At 67.9% G+C, this 22,347-nt stretch carries 16 protein-coding genes; 8 read left to right on the forward strand and 8 right to left on the reverse strand.

Annotated features, from left to right (window positions below):
• The first annotated feature begins 102 nt into the window (after positions 1–102).
• Positions 103–1,545: an SLC13 family permease gene (locus tag Pla108_RS16385; protein WP_146446055.1), complete on the forward strand. Its 1,443-nt coding sequence runs from the start codon at positions 103–105 to the stop codon at positions 1,543–1,545.
• 17 nt (positions 1,546–1,562) lie between these two features.
• On the opposite strand, the gene Pla108_RS16390 is transcribed toward Pla108_RS16385, so the two are convergent.
• Positions 1,563–2,711 (reverse strand): Gfo/Idh/MocA family protein, encoded by a 1,149-nt coding sequence (locus Pla108_RS16390; RefSeq protein WP_197526632.1) that lies wholly within the window; start codon positions 2,709–2,711, stop codon positions 1,563–1,565.
• Between the two features lie 164 nt (positions 2,712–2,875).
• Here Pla108_RS16390 and Pla108_RS16395 point away from each other — a divergent pair, with 164 nt between their 5' ends.
• Complete coding sequence (locus tag Pla108_RS16395) at positions 2,876–4,273, forward strand: POT family MFS transporter (protein WP_197526633.1); 1,398 nt, start codon at positions 2,876–2,878, stop codon at positions 4,271–4,273.
• 142 nt (positions 4,274–4,415) lie between these two features.
• On the opposite strand, the gene Pla108_RS16400 is transcribed toward Pla108_RS16395, so the two are convergent.
• From Pla108_RS16400 to Pla108_RS16410, 3 genes are all read right to left on the reverse strand, one after another.
• Entirely contained in the window at positions 4,416–5,759 is a 1,344-nt protein-coding gene (locus tag Pla108_RS16400) for a tRNA modification GTPase (RefSeq protein WP_146446056.1), read from the reverse strand.
• Between the two features lie 146 nt (positions 5,760–5,905).
• Positions 5,906–8,284, reverse strand: a complete 2,379-nt coding sequence (locus tag Pla108_RS16405) for a YidC/Oxa1 family insertase periplasmic-domain containing protein (protein ID WP_146446057.1) — start codon at positions 8,282–8,284, stop codon at positions 5,906–5,908.
• A 157-nt stretch (positions 8,285–8,441) separates the two neighbouring features.
• Positions 8,442–9,194, reverse strand: coding sequence for a metallophosphoesterase family protein (locus Pla108_RS16410; RefSeq protein ID WP_146446058.1), 753 nt, complete (start codon positions 9,192–9,194; stop codon positions 8,442–8,444).
• A gap of 252 nt (positions 9,195–9,446) precedes the next feature.
• On the opposite strand from Pla108_RS16410, the gene tsaB reads away from it, so the two are divergent.
• Positions 9,447–10,163 carry a tRNA (adenosine(37)-N6)-threonylcarbamoyltransferase complex dimerization subunit type 1 TsaB gene (tsaB, locus tag Pla108_RS16415; RefSeq protein WP_146446059.1) on the forward strand — a complete coding sequence of 239 codons (717 nt, stop codon included), beginning with the start codon at positions 9,447–9,449 and terminating at the stop codon, positions 10,161–10,163.
• A gap of 94 nt (positions 10,164–10,257) precedes the next feature.
• Here the strand turns inward: tsaB and hemL are convergent, their stop codons facing one another.
• Complete coding sequence (hemL, locus tag Pla108_RS16420; RefSeq protein ID WP_146446060.1) at positions 10,258–11,559, reverse strand: glutamate-1-semialdehyde 2,1-aminomutase; 1,302 nt, start codon at positions 11,557–11,559, stop codon at positions 10,258–10,260.
• 46 nt (positions 11,560–11,605) lie between these two features.
• The gene (locus Pla108_RS16425; RefSeq protein ID WP_146446061.1) at positions 11,606–13,354 is read right to left on the reverse strand and encodes a serine/threonine-protein kinase; all 1,749 of its coding nucleotides are present in this window, start codon (positions 13,352–13,354) and stop codon (positions 11,606–11,608) included.
• A 213-nt stretch (positions 13,355–13,567) separates the two neighbouring features.
• On the opposite strand from Pla108_RS16425, the gene Pla108_RS16430 reads away from it, so the two are divergent.
• Complete coding sequence (locus Pla108_RS16430; protein WP_197526634.1) at positions 13,568–14,380, forward strand: hypothetical protein; 813 nt, start codon at positions 13,568–13,570, stop codon at positions 14,378–14,380.
• A gap of 21 nt (positions 14,381–14,401) precedes the next feature.
• On the opposite strand, the gene Pla108_RS16435 is transcribed toward Pla108_RS16430, so the two are convergent.
• Positions 14,402–15,658, reverse strand: coding sequence for a hypothetical protein (locus Pla108_RS16435; protein WP_146446063.1), 1,257 nt, complete (start codon positions 15,656–15,658; stop codon positions 14,402–14,404).
• 282 nt (positions 15,659–15,940) lie between these two features.
• On the opposite strand from Pla108_RS16435, the gene Pla108_RS16440 reads away from it, so the two are divergent.
• Positions 15,941–16,765: a hypothetical protein gene (locus Pla108_RS16440; RefSeq protein ID WP_231934537.1), complete on the forward strand. Its 825-nt coding sequence runs from the start codon at positions 15,941–15,943 to the stop codon at positions 16,763–16,765.
• A 30-nt stretch (positions 16,766–16,795) separates the two neighbouring features.
• Here the strand turns inward: Pla108_RS16440 and Pla108_RS16445 are convergent, their stop codons facing one another.
• On the reverse strand, positions 16,796–17,701 hold the full coding sequence (locus tag Pla108_RS16445; protein ID WP_146446065.1) for an SDR family oxidoreductase: 906 nt from the start codon (positions 17,699–17,701) through the stop codon (positions 16,796–16,798).
• 542 nt (positions 17,702–18,243) lie between these two features.
• Here Pla108_RS16445 and Pla108_RS16450 point away from each other — a divergent pair.
• The 3 genes from Pla108_RS16450 to Pla108_RS16460 all read left to right on the forward strand — a co-directional run bounded on the left by Pla108_RS16450 (position 18,244) and on the right by Pla108_RS16460 (position 22,141).
• The gene (locus Pla108_RS16450) at positions 18,244–19,521 is read left to right on the forward strand and encodes an MFS transporter (RefSeq protein ID WP_146446066.1); all 1,278 of its coding nucleotides are present in this window, start codon (positions 18,244–18,246) and stop codon (positions 19,519–19,521) included.
• A gap of 170 nt (positions 19,522–19,691) precedes the next feature.
• On the forward strand, positions 19,692–20,129 hold the full coding sequence (locus tag Pla108_RS16455) for a ribose-5-phosphate isomerase (protein ID WP_146446067.1): 438 nt from the start codon (positions 19,692–19,694) through the stop codon (positions 20,127–20,129).
• A gap of 320 nt (positions 20,130–20,449) precedes the next feature.
• Positions 20,450–22,141 carry a SulP family inorganic anion transporter gene (locus Pla108_RS16460; RefSeq protein WP_146446068.1) on the forward strand — a complete coding sequence of 564 codons (1,692 nt, stop codon included), beginning with the start codon at positions 20,450–20,452 and terminating at the stop codon, positions 22,139–22,141.
• Positions 22,142–22,347: the final 206 nt, after the last annotated feature.

The following is a 22,347-nucleotide window of genomic DNA, read 5'->3' on the forward strand; positions in this document are numbered from 1 at the left end:
CGTTGCCTCGCCCGGTACGGGGCGTGAAGATGGCTCTCCGAGGCGGACCGTTGGAAGGGGATTCCGTCCACCTCGCCCCGCCCTTAGCCCCCGCCTCTTTCTATGCTTCCCAGCGGTCGCAACGATGCGCGAAGCCTCCTCGGGCTCTTCAAGTTTTCCCAGGTCCGTTCGCTGGTGACGACCGCGGCGTGCCTGTCGGTGGCGACGCTCGTCGCCTTTGGGCCGCAGTACCCGGGCCTCAGTGAGGCGGGTCACCGGGCGTTGTTCGTTCTGCTGTTCGCCGCCGGGATGTGGATCACCGAGGCGATCCCCGCCTTCGCGACCAGTCTTCTGACGATCGGCTGCCTGATCGCGCTATTGGGGAAGCCCGACGGGGTCTACGCGACCGACGCCCACGACTGGGAGCAGTTTGTGACGCCCTGGGGGAGCCCATTGATTTGGCTCTTCTTCGGTGGGTTCTGCCTGGCGACCTCCGCCGAAAAGACCGGCCTCGACCGCTGGCTCGCCGCCCGCGCGTTGGGGCTTTTCGGTCAGCGGCCTGCCATGCTGCTGCTCGGTTTAATGCTCGTCACGGCGGTGCTGTCGATGTTCATGTCCAACACGGCGACCGCCACGCTCGTGCTGGCGATGATGACGCCGATCTTCGCCGCCCGCGCCGCGGGCGACCCCGTTTCCAAGGCAATCGCGTTGGGAGTCGCCTTCGCGGCCAACATCGGCGGCATGGGGACCATCATCGGCACGCCGCCGAACGCCATTGCAGCTGGACTTCTGCAAGGCGAGTCGGCCGTGAACTTTGCCGAGTGGATGATCCTAGGCGTTCCGCCTTCGCTGGTCCTGCTGGCGATCAGCTGGATTTTTCTCGTCGTAGTCCACCTGCGCGGCGCGGCCTTCAGCAGCGAACAAGGAATCCTCTTCCACGCCGGCGTCGCTTCCGACCCGACGCCGCTCTACAAACAACAGGTCGTCGTCGCGACCTTCTGTGTAACGGTTGGCCTCTGGATGACGAGCCCGCTGCACGGGCTGCCAACGACGCTCGTCTCGTTCGTGCCGACCGTCGTGCTTACGTCGACGGGCATCCTCACGGCCGCGGACATCCGCCAACTTCCTTGGGATATCCTGCTGCTCATCACAGGCGGGCTGTCGCTCGGCGTGGCGATCGACAACACCGGCCTCGCCGAGTGGGCCGTCGGACTGCTCCCGATCGACGGCCTCTCGCCCGTGGCGTTGGCGATTGGCTTCTCGTACATAACGCTCGTGATGTCGAACCTGATGAGCAACACGGCCGCGGCGAACATCGTGCTGCCAATCGCGATTGCGGTGCTCGGCGCCGCCCAGGCGGCCGGCGGCGACGCCCGCATGGCGGCGCCAATCGCCCTGTCGGCTTCCGCGGCGATGTGCCTACCGATCTCGACGCCCCCCAACGCGATCGTCTACGGCGCCGGTCACCTGCGGGTGAAAGAGATGGTCATCGGCGGCGTCGTGATCGGGCTGATCGCCCCGCCCATCCTCGTCTTCTGGTCGGCGTTCGCGATTGGCTGGCTCTAATCGCCGACGCAACTTGGTTACGGCTGCAGCCGAACGCGTCGCCCCGTCGCTGCCGACTCGCGCGCGGCGTCAAGGATCTCGACCACCAGCAGGTTGTTCTCGACCGACGACAGGGCGTTCGGCTCCGCCTCGCCTCGCACGACGGCGGCGAGGTGGGCGAACGGCTCGGCGTCGCTCGCGGGGAGTTCGGGCGCCGCCAGCTCGATCGGCCGTGCTTCGCCCTGTCGCCAACTGCGGAACTTTTCGGTTCCGAGGCTCGTCATCTGGCCCGTCGCGCCGTAGAGGGCGGCGTCCTTCACGCTGTGCGGCCAGTTCCAAGACGCCTGCACCACCGCCACCGCGTCGGGGTACTCGATCGTGATCGTCGCGTCGTCGTCGACCCGCTCGTAGACGTCGGGCTTGAGCCGCTTCGTTACGCAGCTCACCGAGAGGGGACGTTGCCCGTCCATCAGCCACGTCGCCAAATTGGCGCCGTAGCAGCCGAAGTCGGTCACGGCCCCACCGCCGTTCTCCACAGGATCGAGCAGCCAGTCGAGGAACGGCTGGCGACAACCGATCTCGACGGGCCCCGGATGCCCCATCCGAAAGACCATCCGCCGGGTCGGCCCTTGGTCGCCCGCGTCGATCTGGCGTTTCATCCCGCGTAGATTGCGGTACCAGGTCGTTTCGTAGTTCGTCAGCAGGGCGACACCGGCGTCCTCGGCCGCCGCAGCCATCGCCCGGGCGTCGGCGAGGTTCGTCGCCAGCGGCTTCTCGACCATCACCGCCGCCCCCGCCGCGACGCAGGCGAGTGTCTGCTCGTGGTGGGCTCGGATGCCGCCAAACAGCACCGCCGCCTCGGGCTTAGTCTCTCGCAGCAACGTCGGCAGATCGTCGTAATAGAGATTGGCGTCGAGCCCGGCGCCCCGCATCCGCTCATCAGCGAGCGCCCGGTCGGGCTCGTAGACGGCGACAATCTCAAGGTCCCCCCAATCGCGCGGGCGACCCAACAGGCCGAACACATGATCATGCGACAGCCCCACCACCGCGACCCGCATGGGTTCGGCGGCGCCGGCGGAAAGCGGGTCAGCCGCCTGCAGGGTTAGAAGTACCAACAGCACCAAAAGAGCATGCACCCGCATCACCAACTCCTGAAGACCGGCCGAGAAGAATTCGACCCCCATCATAAGCCGAAGCGTCCCCGCTTGTCGGTCCTGCGCACGGACCGACGTGGCGTTGAGTGAAAGGCGCTCGCGTCTCGCCCCCCGTCGAAGCGAAATAACAGGCGCTGAACTCCGGCCGGCGTTGGGCTAGACTCGCCCGGCCCGCCCCCCACCGCCGAGGATTCCCGTTGAGCACCTACCGCACGGCGCCCGATCCCAACGAAACCCGCATGCCAGGCGGGATCCCCTTCATCGTCGGCAACGAGGCGGCCGAGCGGTTCAGCTTCTACGGGATGAAGGCGATCCTGGCCGTCTTCCTCACGAAGCACCTCGTCGGCCTCGACGGTGGGCCCGACAACCTGTCGCCCGAAGAAACCAAGGAGGCGATCAGCTGGTTTGTCGCGTCAGCCTACGCGACCCCCTTCATCGGCGCCCTGATCGCCGACCGGTGGTGGGGCAAGTACCACACGATCCTTTGGCTATCGCTCTTCTACTGCGCCGGCCATGCGCTGATGGCGATGGTCGATACGCCGCTGGCGGAGATGGTGCGGTCGCGCTACATCCTGTTCGCCGGCCTGGCGCTGATCGCCTGCGGGTCGGGCGCGATCAAGCCGTGCGTCACGGCGCATGTCGGGGACCAGTTCGGACCGAGTAACAAGCGCCTGCTGACCCGGGTCTATAGCTGGTTCTACTTCTCGATCAACATCGGCGCCGTCTGCTCGCAACTGCTCACCCCCTGGCTCCTGAACGACCCGCGTTTCGGCCCCGCCTGGGCGTTCGGCGTCCCCGGCGTGCTGATGGCGGTGGCGACCTTCATGTTCTGGCTCGGCCGCCACCAGTTCGTTCACGTCCCGCCCGCCGGCAAGGCGTTCTGGAGCGAGACCTTCGGCGCCGATGGCGTCAGGGCGCTGGCGAACCTGACGCCGCTGCTGTTGTTCGTCGCCATGTTCTGGTCCCTCTTCGACCAGACGGCCAGCGCCTGGGTGCTGCAGGCCGATAAGATGGACCTGCGGGTTCCGCTGCTGGGGATCACGATGGACCCCTCGCAGATGCAGTCAATCAACGGCATGTTCGTCTTGACGCTCGTCCCGCTGTTTTCGCTCGTGGTCTACCCGGTTGTCGATTGCTTCATCCGGGTGACGCCGCTCCGCAAGATCGGCGCCGGGTTGTTCATCGCCGCGGGGGCGTTCGCCGTGTCGGCCCTCATTGAAGGGCGAATCGACGGTGGCGAGACCCCGAGCATCGTCTGGCAAGTGATCGCCTACTTGTTCTTAACGGCGGCCGAGGTGCTGATCTCAATCACGATGCTCGAGTTCTTCTACACCCAGGCGCCGCGCCGGCTGAAGTCGATCGTCATGGCGTTCTGCATGCTCAGCATCTCGCTCGGCAACGTCTTCACAGCGCTGGTGAATCGGTTCATCGTGCGAGAAGACGGCACGCTGATGCTAGAAGGCGCGAGCTACTACTGGTTCTTCGTCGGGTCGATGCTCGTCGTGGCCTGTGGCTACTTGCTGTGGGCGCCCTTCTACCGCGGGCAAACGTACTTGCAGGGCGAAGACGAAATAGTCGCCGACGCCCACGGATAAACGCCCCGGTCCCCCTCCCTTTCAGGGAGGGGTTAGGGGAGGGTGAAACCGTTCCCCACAGGTCCGTTCTCCTGTCCTGATCGCCCCGACCCTCCCCTAGCCCCTCCCTGAAAGGGAGGGGGATGCCAATCTCCTGGCGGGCTCACTTCCCGATACAAAACTTCCCAAAGATCTCCCCAAGCACCTCGTCGGTGACGACCTCGCCGACAACGCGGCCGAGGCCGTCGAGCGCCTCGCGCAGTTCTAGCGACACGAGCTCGTCGCCGATGTCCACCGCGTCGAGCGCCCGGGCGAGCGCCCCGGCGGCTTGGGTGAGCCCCGTGCGGCAACGGTCGGCGGTCGCGGCCAGCGTGCCGTGCGACGATTCGGCGAGCCGCGAGGCGATCGTTTCGGCGAGTTCGGCGACGCCCTGCCCGGTCGCGGCGCTCGTGGCGAGCCAGCCTTCCGACATCGTTGCGGCTGATGCGTCAACCATCGTCGCCACGCTAAGCCGATCCACCAATGTCGTCAGGGGCGCCGGTCCCGCGCGGCGGCACTCAACGAGTAGGTCGGCGTCGCGTACGACGGCCGTGAGACGGTCGCGGGCGACGCGGTCGATGGCGTCGATCGCCGCCGTCTCGTCGTCGCCTGCTGTGTCGATCAAAGCGCACCGCAAGCCGTTGATCTCAATCACAGCGGCCAGCGTGTCGCGCGTCACCCCGGCCGCATCGGCGACGATCGCTTGCGTCCGCTGCGATTCGACGCCGTAGCGTTCGACCAACACGTTGAACAGCCGGCTCTTGCCGACGTTCGGTGGGCCGATAATCGCGACCAATGGCAGCCGTTGGGCGTCGTCACGCTCGGCGATTTGCGAGGCTGTCTCATCGACGAGCTTCGCCGCCGCGGCAAGCCGGCGGCGCAGCTCGTCGGCCTCGACGAAACGGATATCCTCTTCCTCGACAAAGTCGAGGCCCGCCTCCAAATCGGCAAGCAGCCCCAGCAGATCGACGCGCAGCCGGTGCAACGGCGTCGAGAGCCCGCCGGCGAGTTGTTCGAGGGCCGCCTCGAGGCGTTCGTCGCTGCGGGCGTCGATCACCGACAGCACCGCCTCGGCCTGCGTCAGGTCGATCCGCCCGCCGAGCAGCGCCCGCAGCGTGAACTCTCCCGGCTCGGCGAGCCGTGCGCCCGCCGCGAGGCACGCCCGCACCACCGCGTCGAGCACCGGTGGCGAGCCCAGCGTGTGGAACTCGACCGCGGGTTGCCGGGTGTAGCTCCGCTCGTCGGGCCAGACGAAAAGGTCGGCCGGCAACTCGTGCGATCGGCCGGCGAGCTCGATGCGGAGCGTCTGGTCCGCGAAGCGACGAGGTGAGTTCCCCTCGAGGGTCGCCCCGCACAGCAGATGAGCGATCGAGACGGCCCGCGGCCCCGACAACCGCACGACACCGCGTCGGCTCGCGCCGCGCGCCGTGGCGATTGCGGCGATCGTGTCGGCGACGTCGGGTGTCATGTTGGTTCACTCCCGGCGCTGGCGCTTAGGGCTCCCGCGCAATTGGGTGGAGAGCCCTAAGCGCCAGCGCCGGGAGTCGCGCCATCAGCGATCTACCACCAGCGACTTGCGACCAGTCACTCTCCAACCACTCACTCTCCACCAACTCACTTCCGCTTCTTATTCTTCGCCTTCTTAGCGGCCCGCGCCTTCACCGCGCTGTTGGCGGCCGACGGCGATTTCACGGTCGACGTCGTCGGCGAGATCGCGCTCGTCTCCGGCGGCGTAGGCCGCGGCAGCATCTTCCGCTCGGCGATGCCCCACAGGCTCGAGGCGATGAAGTAGATACACAAACCGCTCGGCACCTTGAAGAACATCAGGCCCATAAAGAGCATCATGTACTTCATCATCTGCTGCTGCATGCGGGCCTGATCGTTGGTCGGCTCGGGCATGAACAGCTTTTGTTGCAGCAAGAACAGCCCGCACGTCGCCAGCGGCAGCAGGTTGAAGTACGGCCCGAAGCCGAACAGGCCCTGCCCGTTGTCCATCCACTGCGGCGTGTAGGCCGACCAGTCGTAGAACATGTCGGGCGCGGCCAGGTTGCTACAGAAGCGGATTGCGTCGCTGATCAACGGCGCCTGCCGCAGCTCGACGTCGACCGCCAGCGCCCGGTAGAGGCCCATGAAGATCGGCAGCTGGATAAACATCGGCAGGCAACCGGCCGCCGGGTTGTAGTTGTGCTTTCGGAACAACTCCTGCTGCGCCTGCGAGCGCTTCGGCATGTCGTCCTTGTAACGCTCGGCGAGTCGATCCATCTCCGGCTTGAGCTGCTGCATCTTCACCATGTTCATCGCCGTCTGCCGGCTGATGGGGAACATGGCGCCGCGGACGCAGATCGTCAGCATCACAATCGCGAGGCCGTAGTTGCCAACGATCCCATTGAACGTGTGCAACAGCCACAGCATCGGCTTGGCGACCCAGCCGAACCAGCCGTAGTAGAGGATGTCGTGTAGCGAGTGGTTGGCGTCGTCGTTGGCGGAGTAGGCTTGCAACAACTCGGGCAGTTTCGGGCCGGCAAAGACGCGAAAGTCGTCGGTCGCCGTCGCGCTGTCGCCCCCCGCGGCGCCGAGCGTGACCGGCTCACTCTCGAGGACCAGCGACGTGTTCTGCCAGCGCGCCTGGTCCCGTTTGGGGAGTTCCTCGGTCGCCAAGACGGCGCGGACCTCGGCGGTGCGGACCTCGGCGAGCGACGGCTTTTGAGGGATCACGATCGACGCGAAGTACTGCGCATCGACGCCGGCGAACGCCAGCGGACGCCCCTGCCCCATCGGGCGGACATCGCCGTCGGCGACGCTCTTGGCGGCGTACTGCGTGAGCCGGTCGTTGGCGAAGCGGACCACCACGTCGCGGAGGCCAAAGCTGCCCCAGTCGCCGAAGAAGCTGCCGTCGCCGCGGCCGATCTTGTTGGCGTACCAGTAGCCCTCGATCGGCAAGCCGTTGGGCCCGGTCAGCTCGTAAGCGACCGTCTGCGGCTCGTCGCGGAGGTTCCGCACCTCGACCGCCAAGTCGAAGTGGTACGAGGGGAAGGCGTGGTTCTCACGCTCGGTTTCGGGCGTCTCGACCACGCCGAACCGCTTCACGACCTCGAGGCCGAGACCGGCCAACCGTTGGCGGAGCGTCACGCTCTCCGCTTCGCGATCGTCGACAGTCCACGGCTCGTCGGCGAGCTGACGGTTTGCTTCGACGATCGCCGGGGCGTCGCTGCGGAGCCCGTTCGCCGACGCCAGACGCACGACGAAGGACGGGACCGACTGGAACTTCTCCGCCTCTTCGGGCGAATGGAGACGGATGTTCTCGACCTCGGGCCGCATCAGGTCGAGCGGCTGCCGGCGGAGTTCGGCGGTGAGCGTCTCGGGCTCGCCGTTGCGCGCCACGCTGAGTTGCAATTCGCGGCCGGGCTTCGTGGCGTCGATGACCAGCAGCAGGTCGCGGGCGGTCGTCACCTCGATCGCCTTGCCCGGCTTGGCGCCGAGGCGCTGGACGCCGGTGATGACGTCTCCGGGCTCGAGGCCCGCCGCTTCGGCCGGCGTGCCGGCGCCGACGATATTGACGAGGGCGCCGCCCGACGGCGCGTCGGTCAGCGCCAGCTGGCCCAGATAGCCGCTCCGGTCGTCGAGGTCACGGTAGTTCTCGCTGGCGAGCTCGACGCGTTCGATGGCGCCGCCAACATTGTTGACGGTAAGCAGCATCCGGTACGCGCCGTTGGGGTCGGCCGACCCCAGGGCGATCCGCTCGGCCTCGGCGGGCGCCTCTTCAAGGTCGGCGGCCTCCTCGGCGGGCAGGCTCGGCTCGACCTCCGCGTCGGGCAACGGGGCTTCGACCGCAACTTGCGCAGCGGCGTCCTCGACCGGCTTCTCTTCGACCGGCGGGGGCGCTGTGCTGTTGAACAGCATCAACGTCGCCATCGCGATCACCGCAAACAGCAAGAAGCGTTGGTCGAACGGTTGGTCGCCGCCACGTTGCGGGCGGCGTTGTTGGATATCCATTCGCCTGGGAGGGAGAGTTCGGCTTCGCAGCCGGAGGGAGTCGAGTTGTCCCCTCCCCTGTGGGGGAGGGTCGTGGTGGGGGGATGCCGGGCACCCGCGTCACCCCCACCCTACCCCTCCCCCACAGGGGGAGGGAATGAACTAGCCGTTTCGTCCGTCAGCGGCCTTGCTTGATGCGGTCGCCGAGGAAATTGTCGAGTTCGGGCGTGCCGTAGATCAGGTCCGCGGTCTTGTCGATGTCGTAGTCGACGCGGTGGAACGTGATCCGATTGTCTTCCTGCACGACGTAGCAAGCACGCGGGTCGCCATCGCGGGGCTGGCCGACCGAGCCGACGTTCACCATGAACTTCTGGTCGCTAACCTCATAGACGTAGTTGGCTTCTTCGGGCGTGATGAAGTTGCGGCTCTCGGTGAAGACGCCCGGCACGTGGGTGTGGCCCTGGAAGCAGCCGTGCCCGATCAGGCTGAAGAGCTTCTCCATCTTCTTCTGGTTGTAGATGTCCTCGGGGAAGACGTACTCGTTCACCGGGTTGCGGGCCGAGCCGTGGACGAACAGCCAGTCGCCGTCGCGGTGGACGCGTGGCAGGCCGCCGAGGAAGTCCCAGCGCTTGTCGACTTGGTCGCGGTCGCCCTTGGTCGACTCGAGCTGGTCGCGGGTCCAGAAGATGGCCCGCTCGGCGCCGCTGTTGAACCCTTCGGGATCGAACAGCGCGCCCTGGTCGTGGTTGCCGAGCAGCGCCACCTTGCAGTTGGCCATCACGGCGTCGAGGCACTCGCACGGCTTGGGGCCGTAGCCGATGACATCGCCGAGACAGAATATCTCGTCGACGACTTGGTCCTTGATGTGCGCGAGGACGGTCTCGAGCGCCTCAAGGTTGCCGTGGATGTCGCTGATAATGGCGCGTTTCAAGGCGGCTGCCCTCCCGAGCCGGGGCCGATGGCTGATAACTTGCTGGGGCGATAACTTGCGTGGACGACTTGTTGCGAACGCGCGGTCGCCGCCGCGGTTCAGCCGACCCGTCTGCCGCCGACGAACGACCGTTCCCCGGCGGCTGCAACGAGGGCGCGACCGGCCCCGTCGGCCCCCCTCGCGCGAAGCCAAAACACTAGACGGGGCTTTGACTTCGGTCAAGCCGGCCGGCCTCAGCAGAACCACGATCCAATGCCCAACGCGACCCCCGACGCCCCGAATCCGGCCCCCCAACCCGCCCAGGCGGGAAAGTGGCTGGCGATCGAGACCTCCGGCCTCTTCGGATCGGTCGCTGCGGGGCAGGTCGACCGGAACGGGTGCGAGATCGTCGCCGCCGAGACCCTGCCACGCGACGCCCGCTCGGCACGCACCCTGGCGCCGACGATTCAGCGCCTGCTCGGCCGGCTCGGCTGGGCGCCCGGCGACCTGACGACGGTGGCCGTCGCGGTCGGCCCCGGGTCGTTCACCGGGCTGCGGGTCGGTGTCACCACCGCCAAGGCGTTCGCCTGGGGGATCGGCGCCGCGGTGCTTGCGGTCGATACGCTCGACGCCCTGGCCGCAGCCGCCACGCCCCCGGACGCCTCCGATAGCCGCCTGACGACAGTGGTTGACGCTCAGCGGAGCGAACTGTTCGTCGCCCGTTTCTCCGCGGGCGGCGGCGAGTGGCGCCGTGAAACCCCCACCAGTCGGACGACCGCCGCCGCCTTGCAAGCCGAACTCGGGCCGGCCGACCGCGTCGTCGGGCCCGCCGCGGCCACGGTCGGAGGCGATCCGAGCGAGCCGCAGGCCGACGCGGTGCTCCGCGTCGCGTGGCGCCGCTGGCTAGCGGGCGAGGCGGATAGCGTCCTGGCGCTCGTGCCGCAGTACTACCGTGCGAGCGCCGCCGAAGAAAAGCTGGCGACCCAATGAACAAGGGTGAGCCGTCGGCGCTATCCGCGGGTTGAAGCGGGTACCAGGGTTCACCCGCGGCTAGCGCCGACGGCTCATCGAAGATCGTGTTTCGTCACGCCGCCGCCGCGATCGCTTCTTTCGCCGCCGCGATCGTGGCGTCGATGTCGGCTTCGGTATGGGCCGCCGAGATGAAGAGCGCCTCGTACTGGCTGCACGGCAGGTAGATGTTGCGGTCGAGCATCTCCCAGAAGTAGCGGCCGAAGCGGGCCGTGTCGCACTCGGCCGCGTCGCTCCACGAGCGGACCGGGCCGTCGTGGAAGAAGAGCGTCACCATGCTCCCCATCCGCTGCACCACAGAGGGGACGCCAGCGGCCTTGGCGGCGCCGGCGAGGCCCTTCTCGAGACGCTCGCCAAGCTTCTCGAGCTTCTCGTACGGTGGGTTTTCACGCAGCGCGCGGAGCGTCGCACAGCCGGCGGCGGTCGCCAGCGGGTTGCCGCTCAGCGTGCCGGCCTGGAAGACCGGTCCCTCGGGCAGGACCTTCGCCATCACGTCCGACCGCCCTCCGTAGGCGCCGACCGGCAAGCCGCCGCCGACGATCTTGCCGAGCGTCGTCAGGTCGGGCTCGAGGCCGAGCCGCTCTTGGGCGCCGCCCAGGGAGAGACGGAAGCCGGTCATCACCTCGTCGCAAACTAGTAGCGCGCCGTGCTCACGCGGCAGGTTGCTGAGCGCTTCGACAAACGCCGGCGACGGGACGACGACGCCCATGTTGCCACAGACCGGCTCGAAGATGACCGCCGCGATCTCGTCGCCCTGCTTGGCGAACGCCTCTTCGAGCGCCGCGGCGTCGTTGTAAGGCAGCACGATCGTGTCGGCCGCGGTCCCCGCCGTGACGCCGGGCGAGTTCGGTACGGCGAGGGTCGCCGCCGCGCTGCCGGCCGCCACCAGCAGGCTATCGACGTGGCCGTGGTAGTTGCCGGCGAACTTTACGACGCGGTCGCGTCCCGTGTAGCCGCGGGCGAGGCGGATCGCGCTCATCGTCGCCTCGGTGCCCGAGTTGACGAGTCGGACGCGTTCGACGCTCGGGACCGAGTCGATAATCAGCTGGGCGAGGGCGCTCTCCCCCTCGGTTGGCGCGCCGTAGCTGGTCCCGAGCGGCACGGCGGCGGCGAGCGCCTCGACGACTGCCGGGTAGGCGTGCCCCAGAATCATCGGTCCCCACGACCCGATGTAATCGAGGTAGCGGTTGCCATCGAGGTCCCAGAGGTGCGGCCCTTCGGCGCGGGCGATGAATAGCGGCTCGCCTCCGACAGCGCCGAACGCCCGCGCGGGGCTGTTCACGCCGCCCGGCATCAGGGTCTTGGCGTGGGCGAAGGCGGCGCGGCTGTTCGCGTAACGGTTGTCGGCGGCGGGCATAGAGGGGGCGGAAAAGTGATTTTGACGGAAGTCGCTAATGCAGTGACTACCGCAACGCCCCGTCGGGGGCAACGGGCGCCCGACCCGACGCCGACGCCTCGCCGGCGAGAATCGCCCGCGCCTGGTCACGCACCGCAGCGGTTTCGGCCGACTCGGGCGCGAGGGCGAGGACCGCTTCGGCGACCGACGGGAGGTCGCCCGCCGCGGCCTTGGCGAGCCTTTTCACGAAGTAGTCGGCGATCTGTTGGCGCTGTTCGGCGTTCTCTTCACGCAGGCGTTGGGCCTCGCCGGCGGCGAGCTTCGCCAGAGTGGTCGTCTCGACCGAAGGGTCCCGATCGGTCCGCAGCAGCCGGCTCAACGCGTCGAACGCCGCGGCGCCGGCCGCCGGGCTGGCGCCCGCCAATTCGGTGGCGCGCTGCATGAGGAGCTCCTCGGGCGTCTCGACGTCGCCGCCGCCGATCCAGCGGGCCAGCTTCATCCGCCGCCGCTTCTGCTCGAGTTGCAAGGTCCGGGCCCACTCGGCCACCTCCTCGGCGCGTTCGTCGTCGGGGAACCGCTCGACAAAGGTTTGGGCCGCCTCCTGCGTCTTGGCCGAGACGTCTCCCCGATCGACCCCGCTGGCGACCCGATAGTAAAGCGTGTCGGCCGAAGGGGGCTGGCGGAACCACCAAAGCCCCCACACGAGCGACGCCACCATCAAACCGATCACCGTCAAAAGCCCCAGCACCGACGCCCAACGCGACGCCTCGGCGGCGGCGCGGTCGGGGTCGACGTGCGTGTAGGTCGCTCCCTCGGTGACGATCGATCCTGTCGGCGACGCCAAACGCTGACGCTCCGACGTCGGCGGCAGGACCTCGGTCTCGACCACGTCGCGGGTCACGGCAAGCGCCAACGCGTCGGTGGCCTCGTCCCCTGTCTCGGCCTCCGCGGCAGCGGCGGCGGTGTGGTACAGCTCGAAATCGTCCGCCGCCACACGGGCAAGCCCCTGGGTCATTGCCTCAAGGCGTCGCGCCACGACCCACGTGTTGGGGAACCGGTCGGCTGGGTCCTTCTCGAGCAGCTTGCCGATGATTCGTTCGAGTTCCTGGGGCGTATCGGGGGCGAAACGCCGCACCGGTTCGGGGATCGCGAAGCGCTGCAGCTGGAGCATCGCGGCCATGTCGGCGGCGCGGAACGGCGGCCGGCCTGTCAGCAGCGCGTAGAGCACGCCGCCGAGGCTGTACTGGTCGCAACGCGCCGTCACGGGGGTGCCGGCCGCCTGCTCGGGCGACATGTAGTCGGCCGTCCCGAGGACGCCGCCGGCGATCGTCACCCCGGTCGAGCCAAACATGCGCGCGATGCCGAAGTCGGCGAGCTTGGGCATCCCATTGGGCGCGAGCAAGATGTTCGCCGGCTTCAGGTCGCGGTGCACCACGCCGTGGTCGTGCGCGTGCTTTAGCGCGCGGCAGACCTGGATCGCGATCTGCGTCGTCTCACGCCAGTCGAAGCGGCGGCCGTTGCGGAGCTCCTCTTCGAGGCTCGGGCCGTCGACCAGCTCCATTGCGTAGAAGAGGACGCCCTCCTCCTCACCGTAGCCGTTGAGCCGGACGATGCCGGCGTGGCGCAGCGCCTTGAGCGATTCGATCTCTCCCTCGAACCGGTCGCGGAACCCCTCGGCGACCGCGAGCCGCGGGCTGAGGATTTTGACGGCGACCTCGTCGCCCGTCTCGCGGTGCCGTGCCCGATAGACCGCCCCCATGCCGCCTTTGCCGAGCGGCGTGCCGAGCGTGTAAGGGCCGAGGGAGTCGGGACGCATCCAATGCGGGGGGCCAAAGCAGGCGAGTTCGTCAACACCACCAGCTTAGACGGCGCGCCGGGCGCCAGCTAGCACGTCAGCGATGCCGGATCGGTCTTGCGACGCTCGGGACGCTCCCCCTACAAGCCGTAGCGGGTCCGGAGACTTCTCCGCGCGCCCGACTCGACATCACTATCGACCTGCTCGTTCGGACCGTGAGGGCCAACGATGAAAATGCTCGTGCTACTACTGCTCGCCACCATCGCCGCACCGGCGCTGGCGATCGATACGGTCGCTCCGGCCCGCTATGAGATCGCGCCCGAATCGCCCGCCGACGTGGCGCCGCTCGAGCCCACGCCAAAGGCTCTCCCGTCGAGCCAGCCGCAGCCTAATCAGCCGCAGCCGAGCAAGACGCCGGCGACTTTCGAACAGCGGCTGATCGCTCTAGAGATCGCCCTCTCGACCATCGTTGTTGAGCGGCCGACGCTTTGGCGATTCGACCGGCTCGGCGACGAGGCGGCCGACCTGCTGACCGTCGCGACCGACGACGCCCAGCGTCGCGCCGTCCGCGACGTTGCGGCACGGATCGACAGCTTCCGCCGCCTCGGCACGCGGATGCGTGACAGCGATCCGCCGGCCACGCAGATGGCCGTTTCCGACCGCTCTGGCGTCGCCACGACGACGCCTGCGACGAACCCGACAGCCGTCGGCTGGCGGTCTCCGTCGGAGTTAATCGGTCAGGCTCCGAACAATCTCGCGCCCCCTTCGGCGCAACTCGCCTCGGCGCCCGTTGGCGATCGGCAAGACGCGCAAGGGGTGCTCCGCCCCGTCGTGTCGCAACGGCCCGACGCGCCGAAGTACGCCGTCATCGACGACCAGGGGAAGATCGCCGCCTTGGTCACGCCGACGCCGGAACTCGACGCCCGCTTCAAGAGCCTTGTCGGTCAACGCGTCGGCCTGCAAGGTCGCCGCGGTTATCGCACCGACCTGCGTCGCGAGCACCTTGTCGCCGAGCGGGTCACGCCGCTCGACACGCTGCGTCGCTAAGGCCGTGTTCCGAGTAGGCGTTCAGCGGAGCCGGTCTCGGATCGGCTCGACCAACGCGCCGACGCGGACATCCGGGTCCTGCGACGCAAGTTCGAACGCCTTCTCCACCAGCTGCCGGCTAGACGAACTCCCCAGCGCCGAGATCGCCGCGGCACGGACCGCGGCCGACTCATCCGACGCGAGCGTCAGCAGCACGCGCGCCGGGTCGCCGCCCTGGTCGGTCAGCAGCCGATTCACGAGCGCGACGCGATCCTGGGGGTTCGAGGCGAGCAGCCCCTCGACTTGGCCGCGAGAGACCGCGCCGTAGCCACGCTGCTGAAGTTCGACTTGAACCGCCGCCAAACGCCGCTGCTCGGGCGACTCACTGGCGTCGAACTCCCTCGACGGCGCGCGGGTCGGGCCGCTTGCCGTTGGCGTAGAGGGGACAAGACTGGTCAGCCGCAGCGCCTCGGCCAGGAGTGGCAGGTCGGGCAAGTCGGCCGGCGCCGTGGTGGTCTGGTCGAAGAGGGGGTCGGAAGTCGCCGGCCCCTGCGTCAGTTCGGTTGTGGTTTCGAGCTGGGGTCTCCGCCACTTGGTGGCGACCCGCGCCGCGGGGGGTGGTAGCCACGCCGGTTCGACGGCGGCCGGCGCCGGCGCTTGCGGCGCGCTGCGGACGGGCGTCGGCTCGGCTTGTACGACGGCGCTCGGAACTGGTTCGGCCACCGGCGCCGGCGCGAGGGGCCGCGGGCGTTCCGCGACAGTCGGCGGCGACGCCACAACGACCGGCGCGAGCCGGGGCGTCTGCGCGAGGACCGTTAGCGTCGTGTCGATGTCGGCCAGCAGGGAGATCCGTGGCGCGGGCTCGAGCGTCTGGGCGCCGATCGCCAACTGTCGCGCGACCCATTCGGCCCAACGGCTTCCCTCGTCGGTGAGTTCTCCCTCGACATGATTCAGCGCCGCGACGATCCGAGGCGCGAGCCGCTGTAACGACTGACGACTCCCCCGCTGGGCTTGGCTGAGGGCTTGGTTGAGCTTTGCCGACGCCACGTTACGGGCGTTGACGCCCGCTTCGCCCGGGTCGGTCAAAGCGACCGGCATCACATGGGTTGGCCAATCGTCGCGCGTCGCGGCGACAGCGGCGCTGCCCCCTTCGAGGACCAAGCGGCGGGCCTCGGCGTCGAGGCGGCTGTCGGCCACCCGCCACACGCCCCCCAGCGCAAGCGTCGCCAGCACCGCCCCCACGAGGGAGAGTCGGAGCCATGCGAGGAGAGACGGCGAGAGTCGGAGCGGTTGGCGCATCGGTCCGAAGCATCCCCGCTACGCGGCGTCGCGGGCAAGACCGATCGCACGACAGCGGCGCCGGCGCCCGACAAAACGCTCACGTCCCGGCGCCCCTACAACCGAACTAATTGGCTTAGCCGAACGACCTGGCTGGCTTAGCCGGGGCTTACGGGGCTGAACTGATTTAGTGCGACCCGCCCCCGGGCGGGAAGCACGAACGCCGCGTCCTGGGGGGGAGTTATGGCGTTCCGACCGGGGGGGTCGGGCTGCGCAAATCGATGTCGGCGAACCGTGGGGCCCGTGGCCTTCGCGATCGCGCTCTGTTTGTCACCAGCCCCGCTCCACGCCCAAGACGATGGCGGGAGCGAGTCGCGTGAAGCGCGGCAGGCGGCGCTCCAGGCGATCCCTTGGCGCCATCTCAACGCGATCGACCGCCCGCTGGTCGAAAGCGTCGTGGCCGACGCCACGCTCTACCGGCAGTTGCCAACCCGCATCATCGATTGCGACGACGAGATGTTCGCCTACTTGGTGGACCACCCAGATCTCATCGTCGACTCGTGGAACGTGATGGGAGTGAGCCGCTTGCAGCTCGCCCCGATCGCGCCGGGGCGCTACCGGGTGGCCGACTCGGCCGGAGCGGTGGGCGACATCCGTGTGCTGCACCGCGATGGGGGGGGTGCGGAGCCGCTACGGATGTTGCTCTTGGCGGACGGCTCGTACCAAGCGGGGCCCATGCCCAGCTCGATCGATGGGCAGAGCGTCTTGTTGCTCCGCGCCGAGAGCGTCGAGGAAAGCAACGGCCGTTGCTACCTAACGACTCGGCTCGACGCCTTCATCCGCTTCGAGGGCCCCGCCACGAAGCTCGTCGCCCGGACACTCAAGCCGCTGATCCTGCGGACGTCGGACCACAACTTCATCGAGACGATGCGGTTCGTGTCGCTGTTCTCGCGCACCGCCGAGACGAACCCGGCCGGCATGGTCCGACTCGCCAACCACCTGCAGCAGGTCGAAGAACCGACCCGGCGGGAGTTCGCGGCGATGTGCCAGGCGACGTCCGAGCGGTACGCCGAGCGCCGCCGCGAGCGCGCCAGGTTGGCGACAGCGGCGCCGGCTGTCCTGCGCTGACGCACCGTCGATCGATGTTGCGGCGGCCGATCAAACCGGAGTCGATCCTCCGGTGGCGCCGTAGACCTCGGCGGTGACGTAGCTGGCCGCGGCGGAGGCGAGCCACACGAATAACGGCGCCAGCTCCGCCGGTTGCGCGGGGCGGGTGAAGAGGGTGTTTTCACCGAACTTGGCGACCTTCTCTTCCGGCATTGTGGACGGGATGAACGGCGTCCATACCGGGCCCGGGGCCACCGCGTTGACGCGAACCCCCTGATCGATGGCAAGTTTGGCGAACCCCTTCGTCAGGCTCACCAGCGCCGACTTGGTGGCGGCGTACGCGAGCAAGTAAGACGACGGATCGTACGCCTGAATCGAAACGGTGTTGATAATCGACCCGCCAGCGGGCAAGTGATCCAGCGCCGCCTTGCTCAGATAGAACGGCGCGAAGACGTTGGTGGCGAAAGTCTTCTCGAATTCCTCGTTGGAAAATTCGTCGGGATCACCGCCGGTCCGCTGGAACGCCGCGTTGTTCACGAGAAGATCAAGCTTGCCGAATTGACCCACGGCGGCGTCCACCAAGCGGACGGCCGTCTGGGGATCGGTGAGGTCGCCGCCGTAGAGTTGCGCGTTGACGCCGCACTCTTTCACGACTTCGAGGGTTGAACGGGCGTCTTCGTCCTCGGAGAGGTACGCGATCATCACGTCGGCGCCCTCCCGGGCGTAAGCAATGGCGACGGCGCGGCCGATCCCGCTATCGCCCCCGGTGACGATCGCGGAGAGTCCCTTCAGCTTGCCCGATCCCTGGTACGACGATTCCCCATGGTCGGGGACGGGGTCCATGGCGTCGGTCGCTCCCGGCGGCTTTTGGCTCTGCTTCGGGAACGGGGGCTGGGGATAAAGCGTCCGAGGATCTCGCAATTCGATTTGATCAGGTAGTTCGTTGACGGCGAGCATCGAAGGCCTCCCTGGCGTGTTGAGGGGTAATCCCGGCGTTTAACGCAAACGACGCGCCAGAGACTTTTGGTGTGGGCGCCGGTCGAAGACTCGCCAAATCGCTAGCGCCGCCGGTTTGGCTGGTCTCTGCGCAGCCATTCGGACCGCCGCTGGCGCGTCGGCTGAGCGCCAGGGAGCCGCCGTCGATCACTCGCAGCGGCGCCGACGAGTAAGCGTTCGTCCTGTCGAAGCGTCTCGCGCTTCGGCGTGAATGGCGCTGTTTAGTGATTTCCGCAGCCGGTGGGACGAGAGCCCTTAACGCCAATCCGCCCAATCCAAGAATTCGCGCCGGGTACCCGCTTCCACTCCCGGCGCTGGCGCTGAGAGCTCCATCAAGCGCAGTGGGCTCCACCAAGTTTGGCATGCTTGGCGTCTCCCTCTGAGGCGCGCGGCCTACGCTCGGCGAAGCCGGGCGCGTAGAATCGGGTCCCCACCTCAGCGACTCCCGCCTGCTGAAACGCGCCGGCTGCTAATGACCGGCGCCGGCTGTAACGACCGGAACCATGAAGAAGCCCGCCCCTGATGGCGCCGTCTCGGCGCGCGTTGAAACAGACCCCGCTTACGCTTGGGTGATGCTGCCGCTAGCGATCTTGATGCAGATCGGTACGAGCCCGGGGCAGACGTTCGGCGTCGCCCTGTTCAACGAGCCGATGCGGCAGTCGCTCGCGCTGTCGCACACCGAGCTCACCGGCGCGTACATGATCGCCAGCGCCCTGGCGGCGATCCCCTTGATGTGGATCGGCCGGCGGATGGACCGGCACGGGCTGCGGCGTGTGTCGCTGCTGCTCGTGGCGGCGGTCGCGCTGTCTTGCTTCGCGATCTCGCGGGTGCACGGGGTCGTCGGCCTGACGATGGGATTCTTCTTGCTCCGCGCCTTCGGTCAGGGGGGGCTGTCCCTCGCGTCGGGCAACACGCTGGGGATGTGGTTCTCGCGCCGGCTGGGGCTCGCTTCGGGCGTGGCGGGGGTCGGCATGTCGATCGGCATCGCGTTGATGCCCTACATCTACAACTATTTGATTGATCACTTCGGCTGGCGCCAGGCGTACGCGATGGTCGGCCTGGTCATTGCCGTAACGCTGTTGCCGCTGCTTGCGCTGGCGTATCGAAACAACGACGAGACATCGTCCAACGAGACCGTCACCGAGGTGTCGCCCGCCCGTTCGCTCTCGTTCCACGCGGCGCTTCGGACGCCGGCCTACTGGGCCGCTCTCTCGTGCGCGGCGCTGACCGGGCTGATCTGTACGGCGGTCTTCTTCAATCTGACGCCGCTCTTCGAGCGGAACGGCCTGACGACCCGCGACGCCGCGGCGGTGTTCAGCTGGGTCGCGGCCGCGATGGCGTTCATGCAGCTCAACGGCGGGATGCTCGCTGACCGCGTCCCGTTGCGGGTGCTGATGGCGATGGCGATGGCGCTGCTCGGCGCGGGCGTGTTGGTGATGGGCGAAGGGGTCACGCCGCTGGCGGTGAACCTGGGCGGCGTCCTTCTCGGCGCCGGCCAAGGGCTGATGGCGGTGACCGGCAACACCCTCTGGCCGCGTTACTTCGGCCGCCGCGAGCTCGGCTCGATCCGCAGCAGCGTTTGGACAGCGACCGTCGCCGCTTGTAGCGTGGGGCCGTTCATCATGGGCCTGACGTACGAACTCACCGGAGGCTACGGGCCGTCGCTCTGGCTGTTCGTTTCACTGGCGGCGGCGGTGTCGTTCGGGAGCCTTGTCTGGGGCGCGCCGCCCGAGCTGCAGACTCAGCCGTCGCGCCCGCAACCGGCGATCGCGGCCGGGTGAGCCTTCGAGCGTGCCAAGACCTGGAACCGCTTAAGAGAAAGAGGCGGCTACTGAAAGGGCAGAGAATCGACTCGCCCGGTCGGCGCCACTACATTGAGTGAACCGTCGCTCGCCTACGAGCGGCGCGCCGCTGTTCGGCGGCCGTGCCCTCTGCGAGTCCCTGCCGCCCGATGAAAATCGCCATCGCCTCCGACCATGCCGGCTACCGCTACAAAGAGCGGATCAAGGCTCACCTCGCCGAGCTGGGGCATGAGGTCGCCGACCACGGTTGCCACTCGACCGAGTCGTGCGACTATCCGGATTTCATCCGCCCCGCCGCCGAGGCGGTCGCCAACGGCGGAGCCGACCGCGCCATTGTGCTGGGCGGGTCGGGCAATGGCGAAGCGATTGTCGCCAACCGGGTCCGCGGCGTCCGCTGCGCCCTGTGCTGGAACGTCGAAACGGCGGAGCTCGGCCGTCGCCACAACAACGCCAATTGTCTGTCGATCGGCGAACGGCAAGTGAGCGAAGAGCTCGCTCTGGCGATTGTCGACACGTGGCTCACAACGCCGTTCGACGGCGGACGCCACCAGCGGCGGATCGACTTGATCGACGCCGCATCCGCTTAGGGACGGCCGTAGCTCGGTTCGATTTGGTGGACTCTGACGAAGAATCACGTCGGCGCCCGGCAGTCACCTCTCGTGGGGGGGACGCCCCCTTGCCGGGGAGTTTCGCCTATCTCTGAGGCGCCCAGCGGGGTATCCTCCCCTCCACTCGACGCGGTCGGGCTCCTTGCCCCGGTGCGTCTCCCGCCGTCCCGTGGCCCGTTACGCGGGCCACGCCCGCCCCTACGCTCTCCCCCGCGACGGTCGCCGGCACGATCGAATCGTGACGCCGCCGACACCGCCCGCGGTGCGCTCCCTCTCCTTTCGACGAGACCCTCCGACCGATGATCGATCTGCTCATCAAGCGCGACGCCAGCCTCAAGACCGAACTGCTCTCGGGCCTCACGGTCGCCCTGGCGCTCGTGCCCGAGGCGGTCGCCTTCGCGTTTGTCGCCGGCGTTGACCCGTCCGTCGGCTTGTGGGCGGCCTTCTTCGTCGGCTTCATCACCTCGCTGCTGGGCGGACGCCCCGGCATGATCTCCGGCGCCACCGGCGCGATGGCGGTCGTCATGACGGCGTTTGTCGTCCTCTACGGCCTGGAGTACTTGTTCGCGGCGGTCGTGCTTTGTGGGCTGATCCAGATCACCTGTGGGCTGTTGGGCGTTGGCAAATTCATCCGGCTGCTCCCGCACCCGGTGATGCTCGGTTTCGTGAACGGCCTCGCGATCGTCATCGGCCTCGCCCAATTCGAACAGCTCAAGACCAACCGCCGCGTGGTCTACGACGACGCGGCCCAGGCGTTCGAGATCACCGGCGATTGGCTGAGCGGCGTGGGACTCATCACGACCGTCGGTCTGATCCTGTTCACGATGGCGATCATTCATTTCCTGCCCAAGCTGACGAAGGCGGTCCCCGGCACGCTGGTCGCCATCATCGCCGTGACGCTGCTGGTGAACTTCACGCCGATCAGCTCGGTGACGGTCAACGACTCGGTCGAAGAGATGAAGGCCCTCGCCGCCGAGAAGTCGGCCAAGACCCAGGTCTTCGAAGAAGAGAAGCCGGGCCTGCTCTATGCGGCGGTCGATGACCGCGGCCACGAGATCGCCGCCAGCGAAGTCGACGCCACCGCGCCGTCGGACGCCAGCCAGCGGATCGCCGGCCGGTTCGCGATCCCCGCGATCCCGCTGACGCTGGAGAGCCTGCTGATCATCGGCGGGCTCGCCCTCACGCTCGCGTCGGTCGGCCTCATCGAATCGCTGATGACGCTCACGCTGATCGACGAGCTCACCGAGACCCGTGGCTCGAGCAACCGTGAGTGCATGGCCCAGGGTCTCGCCAACATGGTGTCGGGACTGTTCGGCAGCATGGGGGGCTGTGCGATGATCGGCCAGTCGATGATCAACATCCGCTCCGGCGGCCGTCACCGCCTGTCGGGCGTCTCGGCGGCTTTGTTCCTGCTGGCTTTTATTGTCTTCCCGCCGCTCTGGCAGGCGATCGGCTTGATCCCCGTTCCGGCGCTGATCGGCGTGATGTTCATCGTGGTGATCGCCACCTTCGAATGGACCAGCCTGCGGCTCTGGAACAAGATCCCGCTCAGCGACACCCTGGTGATCGTCGCGGTCTCGGCGATCACGGTGATGGCCGACCTGGCGATCGCCGTCGCGTCGGGCGTGGTGATCTCGGCCTTGGTGTTCGCTTGGCAGAAGTCGCACGTCATCGCCGCCGAGACCAGCGACGCCGACGGCGTGAAGACTTACAAACTAGAAGGCCCGCTCTTCTTCGGCGCCGTGACCTCCTTCAAGGAGATCTTCACGCCGGCCGAGGACCCGCAGCACGTCACGATCGAGTTCGGCCGCACGAAGGTCTACGACCACTCGGCGATGGAGGCGATCAACGGCGTCTGCGCCAAGTACCGCGAGCTCGGCAAGGAAGTCACGCTCAAGGACCTCTCGGACGACTGCCGCGAAATGATCGACCGGGCCGACCGCATCATGGACGTGAACGTCCACGAGGAGGCCGCCCAGGTGGCGGTTTGAAGCCGGGATTTTCAGCAGCCGGCGCTATCCGCGGGCAACGCCATTGCGCACTCTCCCGCATCTTTGCCCCGCGGAAAAGAATCTCCCTTCGCCACGGCGTAACCGTTTATCCAACTGTGCCAAGTCGCCCACGGGCCCGGTGCGAGCGGTGGGTAACGCGGGTTGGTCGTGGTCGTCCCCAAAACCGGGGGGATTCCGCAGGACCT

This window comes from Botrimarina colliarenosi (assembly GCF_007859955.1).
GTDB lineage: Bacteria > Planctomycetota > Planctomycetia > Pirellulales > Lacipirellulaceae > Botrimarina > Botrimarina colliarenosi.

Bases quoted from the DNA above. Each gene is read 5' to 3' on its own strand.
- hemL (WP_146446060.1), bottom strand. From the start codon at position 11,559: ATGCCCGCCGCCGACAACCGTTACGCGAACAGCCGCGCCGCCTTCGCC.
- Pla108_RS16400 (WP_146446056.1), bottom strand. From the start codon at position 5,759: ATGACACCCGACGTCGCCGACACGATCGCCGCAATCGCCACGGCGCGC.
- Pla108_RS16460 (WP_146446068.1), top strand. From the start codon at position 20,450: ATGATCGATCTGCTCATCAAGCGCGACGCCAGCCTCAAGACCGAACTG.
- Pla108_RS16455 (WP_146446067.1), top strand. From the start codon at position 19,692: ATGAAAATCGCCATCGCCTCCGACCATGCCGGCTACCGCTACAAAGAG.
- tsaB (WP_146446059.1), top strand. From the start codon at position 9,447: ATGCCCAACGCGACCCCCGACGCCCCGAATCCGGCCCCCCAACCCGCC.
- Pla108_RS16450 (WP_146446066.1), top strand. From the start codon at position 18,244: ATGAAGAAGCCCGCCCCTGATGGCGCCGTCTCGGCGCGCGTTGAAACA.
- Pla108_RS16385 (WP_146446055.1), top strand. From the start codon at position 103: ATGCTTCCCAGCGGTCGCAACGATGCGCGAAGCCTCCTCGGGCTCTTC.
- Pla108_RS16425 (WP_146446061.1), bottom strand. From the start codon at position 13,354: ATGCGTCCCGACTCCCTCGGCCCTTACACGCTCGGCACGCCGCTCGGC.
- Pla108_RS16435 (WP_146446063.1), bottom strand. From the start codon at position 15,658: ATGCGCCAACCGCTCCGACTCTCGCCGTCTCTCCTCGCATGGCTCCGA.
- Pla108_RS16430 (WP_197526634.1), top strand. From the start codon at position 13,568: ATGCTCGTGCTACTACTGCTCGCCACCATCGCCGCACCGGCGCTGGCG.
- Pla108_RS16445 (WP_146446065.1), bottom strand. From the start codon at position 17,701: ATGCTCGCCGTCAACGAACTACCTGATCAAATCGAATTGCGAGATCCT.
- Pla108_RS16390 (WP_197526632.1), bottom strand. From the start codon at position 2,711: ATGATGGGGGTCGAATTCTTCTCGGCCGGTCTTCAGGAGTTGGTGATG.
- Pla108_RS16405 (WP_146446057.1), bottom strand. From the start codon at position 8,284: ATGGATATCCAACAACGCCGCCCGCAACGTGGCGGCGACCAACCGTTC.